This is a genomic window from Streptomyces sp. NBC_00237, assembly GCF_026342435.1.
Lineage (GTDB): Bacteria > Actinomycetota > Actinomycetes > Streptomycetales > Streptomycetaceae > Streptomyces.
On the sequence record NZ_JAPEMT010000001.1, the window covers coordinates 1,952,485 to 1,972,040 of the forward strand.

Genomic DNA, 19,556 nt, shown 5'->3' on the forward strand with positions numbered 1-19,556 from the left:
CGGACTTGCATGGGTCGAAGAGTACATGCATCCTCTCTACATGCGCCAGCGCGTGTACACGAGGTACTGGTCGGTGCCCTCGACGGGCCGCAGCAGCTCGAACCACTCGAACCCGTCGGAGCTCTCCACGGTCCCGGCGCGCGACGAGAACCGCTTCTCCAGGACCTCCCGCTGCTCGGCGGGCACGGTCAGTGCGTTGATCTTCACGATGCTCATGCCGTCCATCCTGCCGTACGGGTATGACAGCGGGCGGTGCGGGCGAGGGGGAGGCGGTCAGTCGAGGGACTGCTGGACGGGGGTGCCCTGCTGGGCCTCCAGCAGGACGCGGTCGCCCACGGGGCGCTTCAGCTGCACGGTGGCGTGGCTCAGGCGGAGGGCCTTGTTGCAGATTTCGTCGGGGCCGCGCGGGGGGTTCCTCGGGAGGACCGAGGCCGCGAGGACGACCGTCTCGTCCGTCTCCAGGGCCTTGACCACGCTCGGGCCCGTGCAGCTGCCGTGGGAGACCCCGACGGTGAGGGTGCGGCCCTTGAGGGTGACGGAGTCCGGTCCTCCGGTCATTGCGACGTCCCGTTCGGGGCTCGGCGGCAGCGGTGCGACGGGGGAGTCGGGGAACCTCGGCTGGGCGACGGCGGGGTAGGTGAAGGGAGTGTCGTAGCCCTCGACGGTGAACAGCCAGGCGGGCACGCGGGCTTGGCCCCGGCCCGTGGCGACCTCCGTCGTGCCGAGGCGGGCGGCCGTGACGTGGAGGGTGTGGCCGCCGTCGGGGGCGTTGGAGCCCTCGCCGAGGAGGTCGACCGCCTGGAGCGCGGTCAGGGGCTCCGCCGTGCGGGTGGTGCCGTCGGGCCAGGTGGCCCTGGCCTCGGGGCGGGTGGTGGGCAGCTTTCCCGTGGCGACGTACGCACCCTTGAGGTGGGCCGTGTTGTCGGCCGAGGAGCGGAATCCGCCCTGGGGCAGCCCCGTCCGGAACCGGCCCAGGGGGAAGAAGCCCCGACGCATGGTGGCCAGAGCCTCCGTGCCTTTCCACGCCTCGGCGACCGTGCGCATGCGGGAGCCGGGATCCGCGGCGGTCACTTCGACGGAGCGCACTTCGGTGCCGCAGGCGGTGAGTGTCAACAGGGCTGATAACGCGGCCAGTTGGCGGGTTCTGGCGGTGCTCGGCGTGCGCATGGTGGCCTCCGGGGGCGGGACGCTGAGTCGTGCGGTGTGCGCTGGGACGTGGGGCAGGCGGATCGGGTTCCCGTGGCGTTGTCAGTGGTGGGGGCTACCGTCGTGGACAGGTGATCTCGGCTGGTGGGAGGGGTGGGTCGTGCGGGAGGCGGTGGTGACGTCCGGCGGGGACCGGATGCGATGGGTGGAGCTGCCGGGCGAGGAGCCGTGCCGGGTGTACGTGCACGGGCTCGGCGGGGTCTCGGGGATGTTCGTCGAGGCGGCGGCGCATCCGGCGCTGGCCGGGCGGCGGTCGCTGCTGGTGGACCTGCTGGGGTTCGGGGTGAGTGACCGGCCGGACGATTTCGCGTACGGCCTGGACGACCACGCGGAGGCTCTCGCCGCTTTGTTGAGGGAGGCGGGGGCCGCCGGGGCCGAGGTGGTCGGGCACAGCATGGGCGGGGCGGTGGCCCTGGTGCTGGCCGAGCGGTGTCCGGAGCTGGTGTCGAAGCTGGTGCTGGTGCACGCCAATCTGGACGCGATCACCCCGGCGAAGGGCGCGCCGGGAAGTGGTGGCATCGCGGGGTACGGGAGCGAGGAGGAGTTCGTCTCCACGGGGTGGGGCGAGGAGGTGCGGGCCTCGGCGGGGGAGACCTGGTGGTCGACGATGAAGACCGCCGGGGCGCGGGCCGTCTACCGCAGTGCGGTCGGGCTGACGCGGGGGAGCGAGCCGGTGATGCGGGAGTTGCTGCTCGGCCTGAAGATACCGCGCGCCTATGTGCTGCCGGAGGGGGACGCGGAGTTCCGGGGCGGGGAGGAGCTGGTGGCTGCCGGGGTCCGGGTCGTCGCCGTGCCTGATTGCGGGCACAACGTCATGACCGACAACGTGGACGGGTTCGCGCGGGCTGCCGCCGCCGTGCTGGAGGGGGAGGACGGATGACAAAGAGCGGTACGGACGTGCGTACGGAGGTCGGGCGGTTCGCGGCGCGGTGGCTGGAGGTGGTGGCGGGCGGGGACCGGGGCGGGTTCGGCGCTGGGGACTTCGTACGGTCGCCCGCCGGGCTGTGGCTGGCGCTCGGGGTGGTCGCCGCCGGGGCGAGGGGGGAGACGGCACGGGAGTTGGGCGAGCTGCTGGGAGTGTCGGGGAGTGCGGCGGCCGGGGCGGTGGGTGAGGTGTCGCGGGTGCTGGGCGGGACCGACGCGCTCGGGGTGGCGACCTGTGTCCGGAGTCGGGTGCCGGTGTACCGGGAGTTCCGGGAGGCGCTGCCCGGGGTCGCCGTCGGGCCGCTCGACCCGGTGGAGCTGGACGGGTGGGTGCGGGAGGCGACCGAGGGGATGATCGAGAAGCTGCCCGTGCGGATCGGGGACGACGTCCTGCTGGCCGTCGTCAACGCCCTGGCGCTGAAGGCGCGGTGGGAGACCCCTTTCCCGTCCTGGAGCACCGCCGACGGGGAATTCGTCGATGCCGCCGGGGTGGTGCACGAGGTGCCGACCATGCACCGGGAGATACCCCTCGCCGATGCCTGGGCGGTCGGCGGGACTCGGGTGGTGGAGCTGCGCACACGGGGCGAGCGGGGTGGGGCCCCGGCCCGGGTGAGGTTCGTGCTGGGGGAGGAGGGGGCCGGGCCCCGGGACGTACTGCCCGCCGGGTGGGCGGGGCAGGCGCAGCGCGTCCCGCTCGACGCGGAGGTGGTGAGGATCGCGCTGCCCCGGCTGGAGCTCCGTATGACCGACGAAGTCACCGACAGCCTGCCCGCGTGGGGAGTGCACCGGGCGACCCGCGAGGACGCCGACTTCTCCGGGATGTCGCCCGAGCCGCTCGCGGTGTCCCGGGTGGTGCAGGAGGCGGTGCTCAAGGTGGCTGAGGAGGGGGTGGAGGCGGCGGCCGTGAGCGTGGTGCTGATGGAGCCCGGCGGAGCGCCCCCGGCTCTTCGGCGTACGGAGGTCGTCCGGTTCGAGCGGCCCTTCGGGGTGGTCGTGCTGGACGGGGCGGGGGAGCTGCCGCTGTTTATTGCCTGGCAGGAGGGGGCGCCCAAGGGCTAGAACGGAGGTCCGTGTCGGGGTATCCGGCGACAGCGGGAATCGGGCGACAAGACGTACGGCGGGAGCAGGCGCGTGGCGGGTCAAGGCGTAGAGGCGTTCTTCAAGGACGGGCGGCTCACCTCCGTGCCGCGCAAGCCGGGGCGGCGGGAGGAACTCCTCGCCCACCTGACGAGGACCCTGTTCACGGAGGGCCGCGACTACACCGAGCGCGAGGTCAACGACATCCTCCGCACCGTCCACGAGGACTGCTCGGCGCTGCGCCGCTACCTGGTGGAGGGCGGCTTCCTGGCCCGCACGAAGGACGGCAGCAGCTATCACCGGGTGCGGCGCTGAGCCTTCGTCGTCAGTCCGCGTGGTGCGCGTGGTGCGAGGTGAGCCGCGCGGAGTGTGCGCGATGGGCGGAACCCATGGCCTCGATGTGATCGGGGAGGGGGATGCCGGGCGGCAGTACGGGGTCGGCCTCGGGAGTCCCGTAGGCGGTCCGCATCGGGATCACTCCGGCCCACAGGCCGAGCTCCGCGTCCGGTCCTTCGCCGTCCTCCGGCGGGCCGGCGGCGATCTTCACCGACGCTTCGTCGAGGGGAAGGGCGAGGAGCGAGGTGGCGGCGAGCTCCTTCTGGTTGGGGCGGCGCGCGTAGTCCCACTGGCCGGGGGCGCTCTGCTCGGAGAGCACGCGGAGCCCGTGGAGGAGGGCCTCGGGGTCGGAGCGGTGGGTGATCAGGCGCGGGGTGCCGTGGACCATCGCGGAGCGGTAGTTCAGGCCGTGCTCGAAGACCGAGCGGGACAGGACGAGGCCGTCGACGTGCGTGACGGTGACGCAGACGGTCGTGTCCGGGGTCCGGGCCAGGCTGCGGCTGGCTACGGAGCCGTGCACGTAGAGCGTGCGGGTCGCGAAGTCGACTCCGTACACGGTGGGCACCGCCAGCGGCGCGCCGTCGACGACCACCGCGAGGTGGCAGACGAATCCGGCGCGCAGGACCGCGTCGAGGTCCGCGACCAGGGTGCTGCCCTGGTCGCGGAGGCGGCGGTGGCGGGTGCGGTCGGTGACCTTCAGCTCAGCGCTGCCGATGTGCTGATTCTGTTCTTCGGTGCTCATGTCCCCACGGATTCAGTCGACTTGATCGTCGGATGCAACTGAATCAGTGGAGGGGTGGGGATTTCAAGAGGTCGCAGCGACCCGAAGCTCCTTGATGCCGTTGATCCACGCCGAGCGCAGCCGCCTCGGGTCGCCCGCCAGACGCAGGTCCGGCAGCGCGTCCGCGAGGGCGTTGAAGATCAGGTCGATCTCCATCACGGCGAGGGACTTGCCGAGGCAGAAGTGCGGGCCGCCCCCGCCGAAGCCGAGGTGGGGGTTGGGGTCGCGGGTGATGTCGAAGGTGCCGGGGTTCTCGAAGACCTCGGGGTCGTGGTTGGCGGAGGAGTAGAAGATGCCGACCCTCTCGCCCGCCGTGATCCGCTGCCCGCCCAGTTCCAGGTCCTGGGTGGCCGTCCGCTGGAAGGACACCACGGGCGTCGCCCAGCGCACGATCTCCTCGGCGGCGGTCTTCGGGCGCTCCCTCTTGTACAGCTCCCACTGCCCGGGGTGGGTGAGGAAGGCATGCATGCCGTGGCTGATGGCGTTGCGGGTGGTCTCGTTCCCGGCGACGGCCAGCAGGATCACGAAGAAGCCGAACTCGTCCGAGCCGAGGTTCCCCTCGTCCTCGGCGGCGACCAGCTGCGACACGATGTCCTTGGCCGGGCACTCCTTGCGTGCAGCCGCCAGGTTCATCGCGTACGAGATCAGTTCCATCGCGGAGTCCGCGCCGATCTCCTCGGTGATCGCGTACTCGGGGTCGTCGTACGCCACCATCTTGTTCGACCAGTCGAAGATCTTGCTGCGGTCCTCCTGGGGTACGCCGATCAGTTCGGCGATGGCCTGGAGGGGCAGTTCCACGGCGACGTCGGTGACGAAGTCGAAGGTGCCGTCGCCCTTCTCCGCCTGCGCGACCGCCGCTTCGACGATCTTCAGGGCCCGGTCCCTGAGGGTGTTCTCCAGGGAGCGGATGGCGCGCGGGGTGAAGCCGCGCTGGACGATCTGGCGGATGCGGGTGTGCTCCGGCGGGTCCATGTTCAGCATGATCAGCTTCTGGGCGTCGATCTGGTCCCGGTGGATGTGCTCGTTGAAGCGGATCACGGCGGTGTTGGTGTTCGAGGAGAACAGCTCGGGGTGCGTCGAGACGTACTTGACGTCCTCGTGCCGCGTCACCGCCCAGTACCCCTCGTCGCCGAACCCGGCCACGCCGGGCCGCTGCGCGCACCACCACACGGGCGAGGTCTGCCGCATCGCCGCGAACTCGGGGAGCGGGATGCCCGACTGGAGGACGTCGGGGTCGGTGAAGTCGAACCCTTCGGGCAGTGCGGGGCAAGTCATCGGCAACTCCCTGTCGCAGGTGCTGATCTGACGGCCTATCAGAAGTTGCCCGCAAGGTAGTAACGAGTTCTACAAGTGGCAAGACCCTTGCGCAGTCGGGCCGTTGTTCATGAGACTGGCAGCAGAACTAGAACGCGTACTACTTCTGCCGAGAAGAGGACGAGCTCATGGCCGCGGAACCCGTCATCGTCGAAGCCGTACGCACCCCCATCGGCAAACGCGGGGGAGCGCTCGCCAACCTGCACCCCGCCTACCTGCTGGGCGAGACCTACCGCGAACTCCTGGCCCGCACCGGCATCCACGCCGACTGCGTCGAGCAGGTCGTCGGCGGCACCGTCACCCACGCCGGTGAGCAGTCCATGAACCCGACGCGCAACGCCTGGCTCGCCATGGGCCTGCCGTACGAGACGGCCGCGACCACCGTCGACTGCCAGTGCGGGTCCTCGCAGCAGGCCAACCACATGGTCGCGAACATGATCGCCGCCGGAGTCATCGACATCGGCATCGGCTGCGGCGTCGAGGCCATGAGCCGCGTCCCGCTGGGCAGCGGCTCCAAGCACGGCCCCGGCAAGCCCTTCCCCGACGAGTGGAACGTGGACCTCCCCAACCAGTTCGAGGCCGCCGAGCGCATCGCCCGCAACCGGGGGCTGACGCGCGAACGGGTCGACGCGCTGGGCCTGTTGTCCCAGGAGAGGGCCCACGCCGCCTGGGCGGAGGAGCGCTTCAAGCGCGAGACCTTCGCCGTGCAGGTACCGACGAACGAGGAGGAGCAGGCCGCCGGGCAGGGCATGTGGCGGCTCGTCGACCGGGACGAAGGGCTCCGGGACACCTCCATGGAGGCCCTCGCCCGGCTGAAGCCCGTCATGCCGACGGCCGTGCACACCGCCGGGAACTCCTCGCAGATATCCGACGGCGCCTGCGCGATCATGTGGGCGTCCAAGCGGATGGCCCGCGCCCTCAAGCTCAAGGCCCGCGCCCGTATCGTCGCCCAGGCGCTGGTGGGCTCCGACCCGCACTACCACCTCGACGGACCCATCGACGCGACCCGCGCGGTCCTCGGCAAGGCGGGCATGTCGCTCCGGGACATCGACCTCGTCGAGATCAACGAGGCTTTCGCCTCCGTGGTGTTGAGCTGGGGGCAGGTCTTCGAGCAGGACCTGGAGAAGGTCAACGTCAACGGCGGGGCGATCGCGCTGGGGCATCCGGTCGGTGCGACCGGGGCCCGCCTGATCACCACCGCACTCCACGAACTGGAGCGCAGGGACAAGGAGTTCGCGCTCATCACGATGTGTGCGGGTGGCGCGCTGGCGACGGGGACGATCATTCAGCGGCTATGACGCATCGTCATCTACCGCTAGCAGTAAGGGAGTTCCCCCGACTCGGGGGTGTAGGAAGGTGCACCCCCTGTTCGGGGGTGCAGCGCATGGCGGCAGGGGTGGCGGCGAACCTACCGTCGAGGCATGAAGCAGACACGCACGGTCGCCGCCGCCCTCACCGCCGCCGCCCTCGTCGGGCTCGCCGCCGCACCGGCCCTCGCGGTCACCACGACCGCACAGGCCCCGCAGACGTCCCAGGCCCCGCAGGCGTCCCAGGCCCCGCAGGCGTCCCGGACCCCGCAGGCGTCCCGGACCCCGCAGGCGTCCCAGACCCAGCACCCCGCCAGGGGCACCCTGATCTCCGTCACCCCGGTCGCCGACCTCACCCGGGCCGACGTCCGGGCGTTCCTGGCCAAGGGCGGCCTCACCGTCGACCCGCAACTGGTCCGGCACGGCCTCACCGCGTACCGCCTGCTCTACCGCACCGTGACCCCGCAGGGCGCGCCGACCACCGCCAGCGGTCTCTTCGTCGTCCCCAAGAACGCCGCGAAGAAGCTCTCCGTCGTCTCCGACACCCACGGCACCATGGTCCACCGCGACTACGCGCCGTCCGTCGCGGAGGACTTCGGCCGCCTCTCCCCGTTCCTGTACGCGAGTACGGGCAAGGCCGTCGCCGCACCCGACTACCTCGGCCTCGGCAAGGGCCCCGGCACCCACCCGTACATGGACACGAAATCCGCCGTCACCGCCACCGTCGACATGCTGCGCGCCTCCCGCCAGGCCGCGCCGCGTCTCGGCAGGCAGCTCAGCGGCGACGTGTACGCGACCGGCTTCTCGCAGGGCGGTCAGGTCGCGATGGCCGTCGGCCGTGAGCTGTCACGAGGGGGCCCCTTCCGTCTCAAGGCCCTCGCCCCCGTCGCCGGGCCCTACGACCTGGCGGGCACCGAGATCCCCGCCCTGTACGACGGCCGGGTCAACCCCATGAGCGGCCTCTTCTACACGTCGTACTTCCTGACCGCACAGAACAAGATCCACCACTTCTACCAGGACCCCGCCGAGGTCTTCCGCCAGCCGTACGCCCAGGTCGTCGAGCAGCTCTTCGACTCCGAGCACACCGAGGAGGACGTCGCCAAGACCCTCCCCGGCAGCGTCAAGGAGCTCCTCACCCCCGCCTTCTACGAGAAGATGCGCCGCCCCAGCGGCAAACTCCTGCGGGCCATCACCGCCAACGACGGCACCTGCGACTGGAAGCCCCGCGTCCCGACCCGGCTCTACACCTCCGCCGGCGACACCGACGTACCGATCGGCAACGCCCGCGCGTGCGCCGCCGACCTGGCCGACAACGGCAAGAAGGCCCCGGTGCTCGACCAGGGGGAGGTCGACCACTTCGGGGCCTTCAAGAAGTCCGCGCCGCAGATCGCGCGGTGGTTCAACACACTGGACTGAGGGACAGGGCTCAGTACCAGTTGTTCTGCTGCCAGAAGTTCCACGCGCCGCACGGGCTGCCGTACCGCTCGTTCATGTAGTCGAGACCCCACTTGATCTGGGTCTTCGGGTTTTCCTTCCAGTCCGCACCGGCCGACGACATCTTCGACGCGGGCAGCGCCTGGACCAGGCCGTACGCACCGGAGGAGGAGTTCGTCGCGTGGTGGTTCCAGCCGGACTCGTGGGCCACGATGTTGCTGAAGCACTGGAACTGCGCGGCGGGCATCATCTGCCGGGCCGTGTCCTTGGCGGACGACGGCGCAGCCACCGCGCCGGAAGCCGATCCGAGGACCGCGCCCGCAGCACCCAGCAGGGCGGTGGCGCCGACGACGGCGGTCTTCTGGCGGGCGGAGAAGCGGCTGATGAAGGCGAACGACACGAAGTGACCTAACGATCGGGGACAGGGGGCCGCACACCAGGACCCGAAGGCCCGAGGGGGAGGGGAGCCAGGGCGAACAGCGGTGAGGCGAAAGCCGTCCGGCGTCCTGCGGCTCCACCAATGAAGCAGCCGTCGGCGGGCCTGGCAAACACCCCGGGTACTAGTGGCGGGGGTGCGTGGGGCAGTACAGCCCCACCGTGCGACAACCAGGAAAACGCAGGTCAACAGGGGTGCGAAGGGGTCTGTGGGGGCCGCGTGAGGACTACGAGCCCCGATAGTTGAGGACCAAGGTCCTATGGGCCGCTTCACACCGCAAGGCCCCCGAAACGCACCCAGGGTCGCCGCCCGACTACCCCTTCGGGGCCTCTCGCGGTACGTCCTCGAAGGCGACCGGCGCCTCGAACGCCGCCCGCCGCGTCGCCCGCCGCAACGCCTTCAGGAGCGTCGGGCCCACGGTCAGGGTGAGGACCACGGTCAGCACCGCCCGCCCCAGGTCCCAGCCGACCGAGGTGGCCAGGCAGTACGCGAGGAAGCGGACGAGGTTCTCGTGCACGGGGTCGCCCGGCACGAAGGAGACCCCCGTGGACAGGCCACCGATGTACGTCCACCCCTGGAGGTTCATCACCGTCCCGTAGAAGAAGGCGGCCCCCGCCCCGTACAGCGCGAGCATCACCACCTCGCCCCGCCCGCGCAGCCGCTGCCACCCCGGCAGCAGCCCCGCCCCCATCGTGAACCAGCCCATCGCCAGCATCTGGAACGGCATCCACGGCCCGACCCCGCCCGTGAGCAGCGCCGACGCGAAGATCGTCACCGAGCCCAGGACGAAACCGAAGCCCGGCCCGAGCACCCTCCCGCTCAGCACCATCAGGAAGAACATCGGTTCCAGGCCCGCCGTCCCCGCGCCCAGCGGACGCAGCGCCGCCCCCACGGCGGCCAGCACCCCCAGCATCGCGACGGCCTTCGCGTCCATCCCCGCGTCGGAGATCGCCGCCACCACCACCCCGACCAGCAGCGGCAGCAGCGCCGCGAACAGCCACGGGGCGTCCTTGGAGTGCGCGAGCCCGGCCGCCGAGTCGGCCAGCAGCGGCCACCCGAAGGCGATCACCCCGACCAGACTGACCAGCACGAGCGCCGCGACGGACTTCGGCCCCAGCCGTACGGGGCGGCTCACGGCGTGGTCCCGCCGGAGAGCGCGTCCCGCACCTGCGTCACGGTCAGCCACTTCTGCGGCGCCAGGATCTTCGCCACCTGCGGCGCGAAGGAGGGGGAGGACACGACGACCTCGGGGGTCGGCCCGTCCGCGACGACCTCGCCGTCGGCCAGGATCACCACCCGGTGCGCCAGCTCGGCCGCCAGCTCCACGTCGTGCGTGGCCAGCACCAGGGCGTGCCCGTCGGCGGTCAGCTCCCGCAGGATCTGCACGAGCCGGCCCTTGGCCGCGTAGTCCAGACCGCGCGTCGGCTCGTCGAGCAGCAGCAGCGGCGGCTTCCCCGTCAGGACGAGGGCCAGCGCCAGCGCGAGGCGCTGCCCTTCCGACAGGTCCCTCGGATGCGTGGAGTCCGGCACTCCGGGCAGCAGCGCGCTCACCAGGGCCCGGCAGGTCCCGGGCTCGGCCCCCGCGTCGTGGTCGGCGGCGGCGCACTCGGCGGCCACGGTGTCGGCGTACAGCAGGTCCCGGGGCTCCTGCGGTACGAGACCCACCCGGCGCACCATCTCGCGCGGGGCGGTCTTCGCCGGGGCCTTCCCGCCGACGGTTACCCGCCCGCCGGACGGTGCGTGCATTCCCACCAGGGCGTTGAGCAGTGTCGACTTTCCGGCTCCGTTGCGCCCCATCAGGGCGATCGTCTCGCCGGGCCGCACCGACAGCGACACGTCCCGCAGTGCCTCGACGCGCCCCCGGCGCAGCGACAGATTCACGGTCTCGGCGACGGGCGGTGCGGCGGGGGGCTCCGCGACGGCGGCAGGGGCACGGTCCGCCAGCTCGGCCCGCAGCCCTGCGGCCCGACGGCGGGCGTCCCGTACGGACAGGGGCAGCGGCGACCACCCGGCCAGCCGCCCGAGCCCCACCACCGGGGGGTGCACGGGCGAGGCGGCCATGACGTCGGCGGGCTCGCCGAGTACGGGGGCCCGACCTGGCCCGGGCAGGAGCAGCACCTGGTCGGCGTACTGCACGACCCGTTCCAGCCGGTGCTCCGCCATCAGCACGGTCGTGCCGAGGTCGTGCACGAGCCGTTGCAGTACGGCGAGGACCTCTTCGGCGGCGGCCGGGTCCAGCGCGGACGTCGGCTCGTCGAGGACGAGGACCTTGGGGTGTGTGGTGAGCACGGACCCGATCGCCACCCGCTGCTGCTGCCCGCCGGACAGCGTGGAGATCGCCCGGTCGCGCAGGTCGGCGAGGCCCAGCAGGTCGAGGGTCTCCTCGACGCGCCGCCGCATGACGTCCGGGGCGACGCCCAGCGACTCCATGCCGTACGCCAGCTCGTCCTCGACGGTGTCGGTGACGAAGTGCGACAGCGGGTCCTGCCCGACCGTCCCGACGACATCGGCCAGCTCGCGCGGCTTGTGGGTGCGGGTGTCGCGCCCGTCGACGGTCACCCGGCCGGTCAGGGTCCCGCCGGTGAAGTGCGGCACGAGCCCCGACACCGCACCGAGCAATGTCGACTTACCGACTCCGGAAGGCCCGACGAGCAGGACGAGTTCGCCCTCGGGGACGGTCAGGTCGATGCCGCTGAGGGTGGGCGCGTCGCAGCCGTCGTACCGGACGGAGACGTTCTCGAACCGGATCACTTCACGTTTCCTTGCGGGGGAGCGGGAGCGGGAGCGGGGGACGCGGACACGGGGGGCGGGGGCACGGGGGCCACGAACGCGGGCAGCAGCCCGACCAGCACCGACAGTGCGGGCCACACCGGGAGCTCGGGGGCCACCAGCGGGAGCACTCCCGGGTGCAGTGCCTGCGGATCGTACGCACCGGCCCCGATCATCAGCCCCGCCACTGCCACCCCCGACCCGGCGACCAGCCAGGCCCGCATCCCCCACCGGTCGGGCCGGTACCGGGTGCGGACGCTGCGCCGCCCGCCGAGCCGCAGCCCGCCCATCGCGGCGAGGAGCCCGACGACGAGCACCGGCAAGCCGTACCCGGCACCTTCCGCCGCGAGCAGCCCGTACGTCCCCGCGCACACGCCGAGCAGCCCGCCGAGGGTGAGCGCGGTCGTCACGTGCCGTACGGCGGCGGGGACGTGAGCGGTACGCCCGTACCCCCGCGCGTCCATCGACGCGGCCAGCGCCACGGACCGCTCCAGCGCCCCCTCCAGCACGGGCAGCCCGATCTGGACGACGGCCCTGACCCCGCCCGTGGGCCGCCCGCGCAGCCGCCGGGCGGTGCGCAGCCGTACGACGTCGGAGACCATGTTCGGCGCGAAGGTCATCGCGACGACGACGGCCACCCCCGCCTCGTACAGGGCGCCCGGCAGGGACTTCAGCAGCCGTGCGGGATTGGCGAGGGCGTTGGCGGCGCCCACGCAGATCAGCAGCGTCGCCAGCTTCAGCCCGTCGTACAGCGCGAACACCAGCTGCTCGGCGGTCACCTTCCCGCCGAGCCGCACCCCCTTGGCCCACTCGGGCAGAGGCACCTCCGGCAGCGTGATCAGCACGTGCTGTCCCGGGATCGGGGACCCCAGGAACACCGAGAACACCAGCCGGATCACCAGCACCGCGAGCCCCAGCTTCACGAACGCCCCGTACGACCGCGCCCACGGCGCGTCCGTGCGGCGCGCGGCGACGACGTACCCGGCCACCGCCACCAGCAGCCCGAGCAGCAGCGGGTTGGTGGTCCGCGAGGCGGCGGCGGCGAGTCCGAGGGCCCACAGCCACCAGGCTCCGGCGTGCAGGGCGTTGCTGCGGCTGGCGGCGGGGGCGCGCAGGGTCGTGCCGCGCACGGTCCTGCCCGTCCCCGGCGGCTCCTCCGCGCCCGTCCCCAACGGCTTGTCCGCACTCATCCCCGGCGGCTTGTCCGCGCTCATCCCCGGCGGCGGCGTGCCTGCCACACGGCGGCCCCGCCGAGCAGCAGAACGGCGACGGCCCCGACGATCAGCCCGGCGGAGGGACCGCTCCCGTGCTCCTCATCGGTTGAAACGGAATCCGTCGCGGCGGGCGCGGGAGTCTTCGTCCCCGCCCCGGAGCCCGACACCTGCTCGGCGCACCCCACCTTCGGGTATCCACCGATCGCGCACAGCAGCGCGGCGTTGTTGTACCGCAGCGGCCGCGCGACCCCCGCCAATGCCTCAGCCGTGGTCGCATCCTCCCCGACCTGCGCACATACGGTCCGGGGGGCGGGCGGCGTCTCCCCTTCCGGTGCGTCGTCGGGCGTACCGAAGTCGAGCACCAGGGCGATCCGCTTGCTGCCCTCCTTGGCCGGGGTCGAGGCGCAGGCGGCCGCGAAGTCGGCCGCACCGCGCGGCTTGGCGGCGTCCTGCGAGTCCTTGCTCACGGCGAAGCGGAATCCCTGGACGGTACCGTCGGCCGGGTGCGTGGTGGCGGCACCCTGGGTGGCGTACACCCACTTCGCGTTCGCGTCGTCGCGCTCCCAGAACGACCAGTACCGGTAGCCGGTGCTGCCGTCGGCGTACGCGGCGGGGGCGAACGCCCCCAGCGCGGGCACGAAGGCCCCGGACGCGACGACGGCCGCCGCGAGGAGGGCACCGGCCTCCGGGTGTCGCCTCACAGCTGCTGGTTCTTCTTGTTGCGTCCGCTGATCAGGATGCCCGCGCCCATGCTCGCGACGAAGGCGACACCGACGATCCACCAGGTCGCCGAGGAACCGCCCTCGTCGTCGCTCTTCTTCTCGGCGTCGTCCGCGTCCTTCTTCACCTCGGGGGCGGGCCCGGTCGCGTTCAACTGCTCGACCAGGTCGGCCCCGCCGAAGTCCCGAGGGTCCATACCGGTGGCGTGGGCCGCGAAGGCCAGCTGCGCGTACGCGGCCGGGCCCGCGCCCTTCGCCCAGGCGGCGGAGTTCTTCGCCAGCCAGTCGGCGGACTTCCTGGCGGCTTCCTGGTGGCCGTCGGCGGCGAGCGCCACGACGGCGTCGGCGGTGTTGCCGAAGTCGGGCTTGGCCTCGACGCCGGGCAGCGGGGCGGTCATCAGGTGCCCGCCGTTCTTGTCGAGCGTCCGCGCGAGGTAGTCCGACCCACCGGCGGCAGCGGCCTTCGGATCGCCCATCCCCTCCTTGCACCCGGGAGCGGCCTGGACCGGCTTGTCCTTCTCCTTGGGCACGTCGATGACGGGACCGCCCCGCCCGGCGGCGGCGGTCACCACGGCGGCGGTGGCGTCGGCGCTGGGGTAGAGCTTGCCGGACTTGTCGGGCTGGAAGGCGAAGGACCCGCGATTCTCGTCCTTCCCGTCACAGCTCACCTGGAAGCCGAGCAGCGCCTGTAGCGGAGTCTTCCCGTCCTTCCCCTTCAGCGCGTCGTCCTTGAGCCCGGCACCGTTCAGCGCACCGGTCACGAGCGAGGTCGAATTGGCGTCGGACGGCGACCCGGCGACGTACGGCCACCCGCCGTCCGCGTTCTGTACGGACTTCAGCCAGGTCACGGCCTTCTTCACGGCGGCGTCCTGCCCGCCCACCGCACCGAGCGCCTGCACGGCCGTGGCCGTCGCGTTGGTGTCCCGCATCGCCTTCGCGTCACAGTCCTGGGTCACCTCCGCGCGGAACGCGGGAAACGCCCCGTCCTCGCACTGCTGCCCGACCAGCCAGTCGACTGCCTTGGCCGAGGGCCTGACCCCGGCGTTGTGCTGCGCGGTGAACGCCAGGGACTGCCGGAAGACGCCGTCGTACGTCGGGTCCCCCTTCCCGTACAGCCCGGAAGGAATCGCGACGGGCGACGGGGCCGGAGCAGCGAAGGCGGCCGGTGCGGCGACCGCACCGAGAACGACGCTGACGGCGAGCGCGGCGGTGCCACGACGAAGGTGAAGGGGGATCATGCACGCATTCTACCGAGCGGTACTCCGCCCGGCGCGGGGCCGCCGGGCCACCTCGTTCCTCACCCAGCTCCTCACCAGGGCAGATCCCGTACGACGGTCCAGCCCCCTCTGCACCCGCCAGAATTCGGGCAGTTCCTCCTGCGCAGCGCGTCACCCTGTCAACCGGCGTTTGACTGTTGCTACTACCAACGATATGGGTGGCGCTACCATTGGCGATATGCCGATGATCACCGTGGAATTCACCGAGGAAGAACTCGCCGAGGCCAAGGCGCACGCCGCCTCGCTGGGCAAGTCCATGCGGGCGCACGCCCACGACATAATCGTCTCCGACGCACAGCGAGCGGCGTTCCTGAAGGACGTCGACAAGACCGTGGCCTACTACATGGACGTCTTCAAGGACGCCCCCGAGGGGCAGCGTTGAACCCTGTGATCCGAGTCGACGCGGGCTGGATCCTCGAAGTCCAGACGCGCGTATCGCCCCTCAACACCCCTGTGTCCGACTGGGGTTCACTCGACAGTATGGCCAGGCGGCACACCTTCGAGCAGCCGCACGGTCAGCTCTATTACGAGACGGCCGTCGCCCGCGCCGCGACGTTTCTCCAGAGCGCGGTACTCCTGCGCCCCTTCGCGGACTACAACTCCGTCATCGGCTGGGCCTGCGCGGACCAGTACTTGGCGGCGTCCGGTGAACCCATCAAGCCTCCCGATGCGGCTGCCGTACACCTCCTTACGGGAGCGATCCGCGCCCAAGAGTCCGATCTGCGCGTGGTGGCCCGTACTCTCGCCTCCTGGCGATGAGGAACTCGGCCCTCCACGGCGCTTGAGGGCCTGGGGGCCGGGGAAAGCGCACCGGTCCCCGGCCCAGCCCTCCTACTCCTCCGGCGGAAACACCGCCTCCCCCGAGTCGCGCAGCGCGATCGCGATCGCCTCCACCGGGCACCCCTCCGCCGCCGCGAGCACACCCTCGTCCGCGTCGACGTCCGCCGCCACCGGGTGCGACTGCCGGGCGGTGTCCAGGCGGAACGACCCCGGCGCGGTGTGCGCACACATTCCGGACCCGATGCACACCCCCCGGTCGACCTCGACCCGCCAGCGGTCACCCATCAGGCCCCCGCCCCGGAGCCCGGACCCTCGTACCCGGCCGGGAGGTGGATCATCTTGTGCTCCAGGTACTCCCCGTACCCCTCGGGCCCGAACTCCCGCCCCAGGCCGGAGTTCTTGTAGCCGCCGAAGGGGCCCATCATGTCCATGCTGAAGGTGTTCACGGAGTACGTCCCCGTCCGCACCGACCGCGCGACCTCGATGCCCCGCTCGACGTCCGCCGTCCACACGCTTCCGCTCAGCCCGTACTCGGAGTCGTTCGCGATCCGTACCGCGTCCGCCTCGTCCTCGTACGGCAGCAGACAGATCACCGGGCCGAAGATCTCCTCCCGGGCGACGCGCATCGCGTTGTCGACACCGCCGAAGAGGGTCGGCTCGACGTACCACCCGCGCTCCTGCGACGCGGGCCGCCCGCCGCCCGCGAGGATCTTCGCGCCCTCCTCCTGCCCGATCCGGATGTAGTCCAGCGACCGCTGCTGCTGCCGCCGCGCGACGAGCGGGCCGACCTCGGTGGCCGGGTCCATCGGGTCCCCCACCTTCAGCGCGTCGGCCGCCGCCGCGAACGCCTCCGCGAACTCCCCGTAGCGCGAGACCGGGGCCAGGATCCGCGTCTGGGCCACGCACGCCTGCCCGTTGAGCATCCACGAGAAGGGCACGAGACCCGCCACCGTCGACTCCAGGTCGGCGTCCTGAAGGATCACCGCAGCCGACTTCCCGCCCAGCTCCAGCGTCACCCGCGTGAGGTTCCGCGAGGCGACCTCCATGACCCGCTTGCCCGCCGCGACCGACCCGGTGAAGGACACCTTGTCGACATCCGGATGCCCGACGAGGTACTCGCTCACCTCCCGGTCGGCCGGAATGATCGACAGCACGCCCTCCGGAAGCCCGGCTTCCGTGCAGATGTCGGCGAGGAGGTAGGAGTCGAGAGGCGTCTCCGGCGACACCTTCAGAACGACTGTGCACCCGGCCAGCAGCGCGGGCGCGAGCTTGGCCGCCGCCGTGAACTGCGGGACGTTCCACGGCACGACCGCCGCGACGACCCCGACCGGCTCCCGCCGTATCAGCAGGTTGCCGAGCACCCCGGTCCGCCCGGTCTCGAACGGCACCTCCTGCGCGACCTTGATCGCCGAGTCCCACACCATCATCGCGGCGAGCGCCTGCATCATGATGCTCGCGGTGTACGGGGTGCCGTTCTGGGCGGTGATGACGCGGGCGATCTCCTCGTGCCGTACGGCGATCGCGTCCTTGATGCGGGTGACGACGGCGATCCGCTCGTCCAGGCTCATCCGGGGCCAGGCGCCGGAGTCGAAGGCCGTGCGGGCGGCGGCGACCGCCCGGTCCACGTCCACCTGGTCGGCGTGCGGGACCCGGCCGACGACCTGCTCGGTGTGCGGGGAGACCACCTCGATGACGTCCGTGCCGTGCGGGTCGGTCAACTGCCCGGCGATGAAGAGCTGTTGGTGTTCCACGAGTTCGGTCATGGCGGCTGCCTCCCGCAAGTTGGGCCCGGCGCGCGTCAGTTGCTGACGCCCTATCAGCTTCCTTCCCCGAACTGATACCAGTTCTAGTTCGTACGGGGAAGGGCCGCGACGCGCCCGGGCAGGGCGAGCGGGGCGAGGGCGAGGAGGAAGCACAGCCCGCCCAGTGCGAGGAAGTTGAGGTTGGCCGCCATCAGGGCCGTGCCGAGGACGAGCGCGCCCGCCATGAGCACCCGGGTGCGCACCGGCAGGGCGGTGAGCGCGGCCAGGGCGATCATCCCCACGAAGAAGAGCGGCGGGACGATCCCGTAGACGACGGGCTCCACCCCGGGCACCGCCTTCACCTGCTGGAAGATCTCGACCATCACGGACCGGTCGGCGGCCAGGAAGCCCGCCACCAGGTCGATGACCGCCTGCGCGGCCGTGGCCACCAGCCCCACCATGCCGACGGCGAGGGCGGCGGTGGCCGCGCCCCTTCTGCGCACGGGCGCGAGCCTCCGCAGATGCAGCAGCACCGGAACGAAGAGCAACAGCCCCGCCAGCATGGCGAGATGGCCTGCCGTCCACCCGGCGCTCGGCGTACCGCGCTCGCTGAGGAGCCGGATGACCCCGTACGCGCCGAGGGCGACGGGTCCCGCGACGAGGGCGGTCCTGACGAGTCGGGCGGGGGCGGTGGGGAGGGTGGGGGCGGGGACGGCGTACGTCGTGTTCGTCATGGACCGAATCCTGTCCGTACACGGTCACCCCGCCCATCGGGGAGGACCATGGCCCGACCCCGACAGCACCCCTGACTCACCTCGGGGTCGAACCCCCGCCCTCACTGCAACGAGTTCTAGTTATAGTAGCCGCGAGGCAAGTCCCGCACGGAACAGAGCAGTTGGGGGAGCCATGGCACAGGACGCGTCGGGCAGGTCGGCCGGTACGGACATGGGCACGGCCGCACCGCCCACCCTCGACCACGGCGGCGGCGTGTGGAGCATCAAGGTCCCGATCCCCGACAACCCCCTGGGCCACACCCTCGTCCACCTTCTGGACACCGACCGGGGCCCGGTCCTCATCGACACCGGCTGGGACGACCCGGCCTCCTGGGACACCCTCGTCTCCGGGCTCGCCTCACTCGACGTACGTATCGAGGACATCCACGGCGTCCTCATCACCCACCACCACCCCGACCATCACGGCCTCTCCGGCCAGGTCCGCGAGGCGTCCGGCGCGTGGATCGCCATGCACGCCGCCGACGCGGAGGTCGTACGCCGCACCCGGAGCGCCGAACCAGGCGTCTGGCTCACCTACTTGACCGCCAAGCTCGCCGCCGCCGGAGCCCCGCCCGGCCACCTCGCCCCGCTCGTCGCCGCCCGCGACTCGGGCCGGATGCGCACCCTCCCGGGCCTCCACGCCGCCCTCCCCGACCGCGAGATCACCCCCGGCGAACTCCTCCCCCTCCCCGGCCGCACCCTCCGCGCGATCTGGACCCCGGGCCACACCCCCGGCCACGTCTGCCTCCACCTGGAGGAGGCCCACCCGGCCAACCTCCCCGGCCACGGCCGCCTCTTCTCCGGCGACCACCTGCTGCCCGGCATCACCCCTCACATCGGCCTCTACGAAGACCCCGACGACGCCACTCCCACGGACCCTCCCCCAAGCTCTCAACTCCGTTCGAGCAGGGGGGACCCCCTCGGCGACTACCTCTCCTCCCTCGAACGCATCGCCCGCCTGGACGCCGCCGAAGTCCTCCCCGCCCACCAGCACGCCTTCACCACCCCGCGCGCCCGCGTCGCCGAACTCCTCGCCCACCACGAGGACCGCCTCGCCGACCTGCGCACACTCCTCGCGACCCCCCTCACCCCGTGGCAGCTCGCGGAACGCATGGAGTGGAACCGCCCCTGGGACCAGATCCCGTACGGATCGCGGAACATCGCGGTCTCCGAGGCCGAGGCACACCTGCGCCGCCTGGTGAAACTGGGCCACGCGGAGGCGGTCCCGGGCACGGACCCGGTGACGTACACAGCACGGTGAGCGGGCCGGGGCGTTGTCACTCCGGGCTCGGGCCCGCCCCGACAGGCTCCTGACGTGCACGCGCGGACAATACCGAGCGTGCTGCCGCCCTGCGCGAGGCCGAGCGCGTCAGCACGGACCCCAGGTCCGGAGACGACGAGGCGAAAGCGCGTCCAGCACCATGGTGTCGACCTCGGCCACGGTGCCGTCGGCGGTGAAGGCGGTGC

General features: G+C 71.9%; 20 protein-coding genes and 1 pseudogene. 8 read left to right on the plus strand and 13 right to left on the minus strand.

Annotated elements, in window-relative coordinates:
• Positions 1–42: 42 nt before the first annotated feature.
• Positions 43–216: pseudogene (locus tag OG897_RS08640) on the minus strand (antibiotic biosynthesis monooxygenase); the annotation flags it as partial.
• A gap of 57 nt (positions 217–273) precedes the next feature.
• On the minus strand, positions 274–1,167 hold the full coding sequence (locus OG897_RS08645; protein ID WP_266654452.1) for a hypothetical protein: 894 nt from the start codon (positions 1,165–1,167) through the stop codon (positions 274–276).
• 139 nt (positions 1,168–1,306) lie between these two features.
• Here OG897_RS08645 and OG897_RS08650 point away from each other — a divergent pair, with 139 nt between their 5' ends.
• The 3 genes from OG897_RS08650 (at position 1,307) to OG897_RS08660 (ending at position 3,522) form a co-directional block, all read left to right on the plus strand.
• Positions 1,307–2,086: an alpha/beta fold hydrolase gene (locus OG897_RS08650; RefSeq protein WP_266654454.1), complete on the plus strand. Its 780-nt coding sequence runs from the start codon at positions 1,307–1,309 to the stop codon at positions 2,084–2,086.
• Positions 2,083–3,189, plus strand: coding sequence for a serpin family protein (locus OG897_RS08655; protein WP_266654456.1), 1,107 nt, complete (start codon positions 2,083–2,085; stop codon positions 3,187–3,189). The genes OG897_RS08650 and OG897_RS08655 overlap by 4 nt, the downstream gene beginning before the upstream one ends.
• Before the next feature lie 72 nt (positions 3,190–3,261).
• Positions 3,262–3,522 (plus strand): DUF2087 domain-containing protein, encoded by a 261-nt coding sequence (locus tag OG897_RS08660; protein ID WP_266654458.1) that lies wholly within the window; start codon positions 3,262–3,264, stop codon positions 3,520–3,522.
• A gap of 10 nt (positions 3,523–3,532) precedes the next feature.
• On the opposite strand, the gene OG897_RS08665 is transcribed toward OG897_RS08660, so the two are convergent.
• Positions 3,533–4,285, minus strand: coding sequence for a pyridoxamine 5'-phosphate oxidase family protein (locus OG897_RS08665; protein WP_266654460.1), 753 nt, complete (start codon positions 4,283–4,285; stop codon positions 3,533–3,535).
• 63 nt (positions 4,286–4,348) lie between these two features.
• Positions 4,349–5,599 carry a cytochrome P450 gene (locus OG897_RS08670; protein ID WP_266654461.1) on the minus strand — a complete coding sequence of 417 codons (1,251 nt, stop codon included), beginning with the start codon at positions 5,597–5,599 and terminating at the stop codon, positions 4,349–4,351.
• 167 nt (positions 5,600–5,766) lie between these two features.
• Here OG897_RS08670 and OG897_RS08675 point away from each other — a divergent pair, with 167 nt between their 5' ends.
• Both OG897_RS08675 and OG897_RS08680 read left to right on the plus strand, forming a co-directional pair.
• A complete protein-coding gene (locus OG897_RS08675) occupies positions 5,767–6,936 on the plus strand; it encodes a steroid 3-ketoacyl-CoA thiolase (protein ID WP_266654462.1) in 1,170 nt (389 codons plus the stop codon).
• A 123-nt stretch (positions 6,937–7,059) separates the two neighbouring features.
• Positions 7,060–8,361 carry a S9 family peptidase gene (locus OG897_RS08680; protein ID WP_266654463.1) on the plus strand — a complete coding sequence of 434 codons (1,302 nt, stop codon included), beginning with the start codon at positions 7,060–7,062 and terminating at the stop codon, positions 8,359–8,361.
• Between the two features lie 10 nt (positions 8,362–8,371).
• Here OG897_RS08680 and OG897_RS08685 read toward each other — a convergent pair whose 3' ends face one another.
• The 6 genes from OG897_RS08685 to OG897_RS08710 all read right to left on the minus strand — a co-directional run bounded on the left by OG897_RS08685 (position 8,372) and on the right by OG897_RS08710 (position 14,755).
• The gene (locus OG897_RS08685) at positions 8,372–8,779 is read right to left on the minus strand and encodes a transglycosylase SLT domain-containing protein (RefSeq protein ID WP_266654465.1); all 408 of its coding nucleotides are present in this window, start codon (positions 8,777–8,779) and stop codon (positions 8,372–8,374) included.
• Positions 8,780–9,128: 349 nt separating this feature from the next.
• Positions 9,129–10,001: an ECF transporter S component gene (locus tag OG897_RS08690; RefSeq protein ID WP_266654467.1), complete on the minus strand. Its 873-nt coding sequence runs from the start codon at positions 9,999–10,001 to the stop codon at positions 9,129–9,131.
• Positions 9,947–11,566 carry an ABC transporter ATP-binding protein gene (locus tag OG897_RS08695; RefSeq protein WP_266654469.1) on the minus strand — a complete coding sequence of 540 codons (1,620 nt, stop codon included), beginning with the start codon at positions 11,564–11,566 and terminating at the stop codon, positions 9,947–9,949. Before OG897_RS08695 ends, OG897_RS08690 begins: the two co-directional genes overlap by 55 nt.
• On the minus strand, positions 11,563–12,774 hold the full coding sequence (locus OG897_RS08700; protein ID WP_323188007.1) for an energy-coupling factor transporter transmembrane component T: 1,212 nt from the start codon (positions 12,772–12,774) through the stop codon (positions 11,563–11,565). Before OG897_RS08700 ends, OG897_RS08695 begins: the two co-directional genes overlap by 4 nt.
• Positions 12,775–12,794: 20 nt before the next feature.
• Complete coding sequence (locus OG897_RS40990) at positions 12,795–13,436, minus strand: SCO2322 family protein (RefSeq protein ID WP_266656680.1); 642 nt, start codon at positions 13,434–13,436, stop codon at positions 12,795–12,797.
• 59 nt (positions 13,437–13,495) lie between these two features.
• Positions 13,496–14,755, minus strand: a complete 1,260-nt coding sequence (locus OG897_RS08710; RefSeq protein WP_266654471.1) for a prenyltransferase/squalene oxidase repeat-containing protein — start codon at positions 14,753–14,755, stop codon at positions 13,496–13,498.
• A gap of 217 nt (positions 14,756–14,972) precedes the next feature.
• Between OG897_RS08710 and OG897_RS08715 the strand changes: the two genes are divergently transcribed.
• On the plus strand, positions 14,973–15,176 hold the full coding sequence (locus tag OG897_RS08715; RefSeq protein WP_266654473.1) for a hypothetical protein: 204 nt from the start codon (positions 14,973–14,975) through the stop codon (positions 15,174–15,176).
• Positions 15,177–15,274: 98 nt separating this feature from the next.
• Entirely contained in the window at positions 15,275–15,553 is a 279-nt protein-coding gene (locus OG897_RS08720) for a hypothetical protein (protein WP_266654475.1), read from the plus strand.
• Positions 15,554–15,625: 72 nt separating this feature from the next.
• Here OG897_RS08720 and OG897_RS08725 read toward each other — a convergent pair whose 3' ends face one another.
• The 3 genes from OG897_RS08725 to OG897_RS08735 form a co-directional block, all read right to left on the minus strand.
• Entirely contained in the window at positions 15,626–15,859 is a 234-nt protein-coding gene (locus OG897_RS08725) for a ferredoxin (protein WP_266654477.1), read from the minus strand.
• Positions 15,859–17,337 (minus strand): aldehyde dehydrogenase, encoded by a 1,479-nt coding sequence (locus OG897_RS08730; RefSeq protein ID WP_266654479.1) that lies wholly within the window; start codon positions 17,335–17,337, stop codon positions 15,859–15,861. The genes OG897_RS08725 and OG897_RS08730 overlap by 1 nt, the downstream gene beginning before the upstream one ends.
• An 83-nt stretch (positions 17,338–17,420) precedes the next feature.
• Positions 17,421–18,050 (minus strand): hypothetical protein, encoded by a 630-nt coding sequence (locus OG897_RS08735; protein ID WP_266654481.1) that lies wholly within the window; start codon positions 18,048–18,050, stop codon positions 17,421–17,423.
• Between the two features lie 211 nt (positions 18,051–18,261).
• Here OG897_RS08735 and OG897_RS08740 point away from each other — a divergent pair, with 211 nt between their 5' ends.
• The gene (locus OG897_RS08740; protein ID WP_266656682.1) at positions 18,262–19,350 is read left to right on the plus strand and encodes an MBL fold metallo-hydrolase; all 1,089 of its coding nucleotides are present in this window, start codon (positions 18,262–18,264) and stop codon (positions 19,348–19,350) included.
• Positions 19,351–19,556 lie beyond the last annotated feature (206 nt).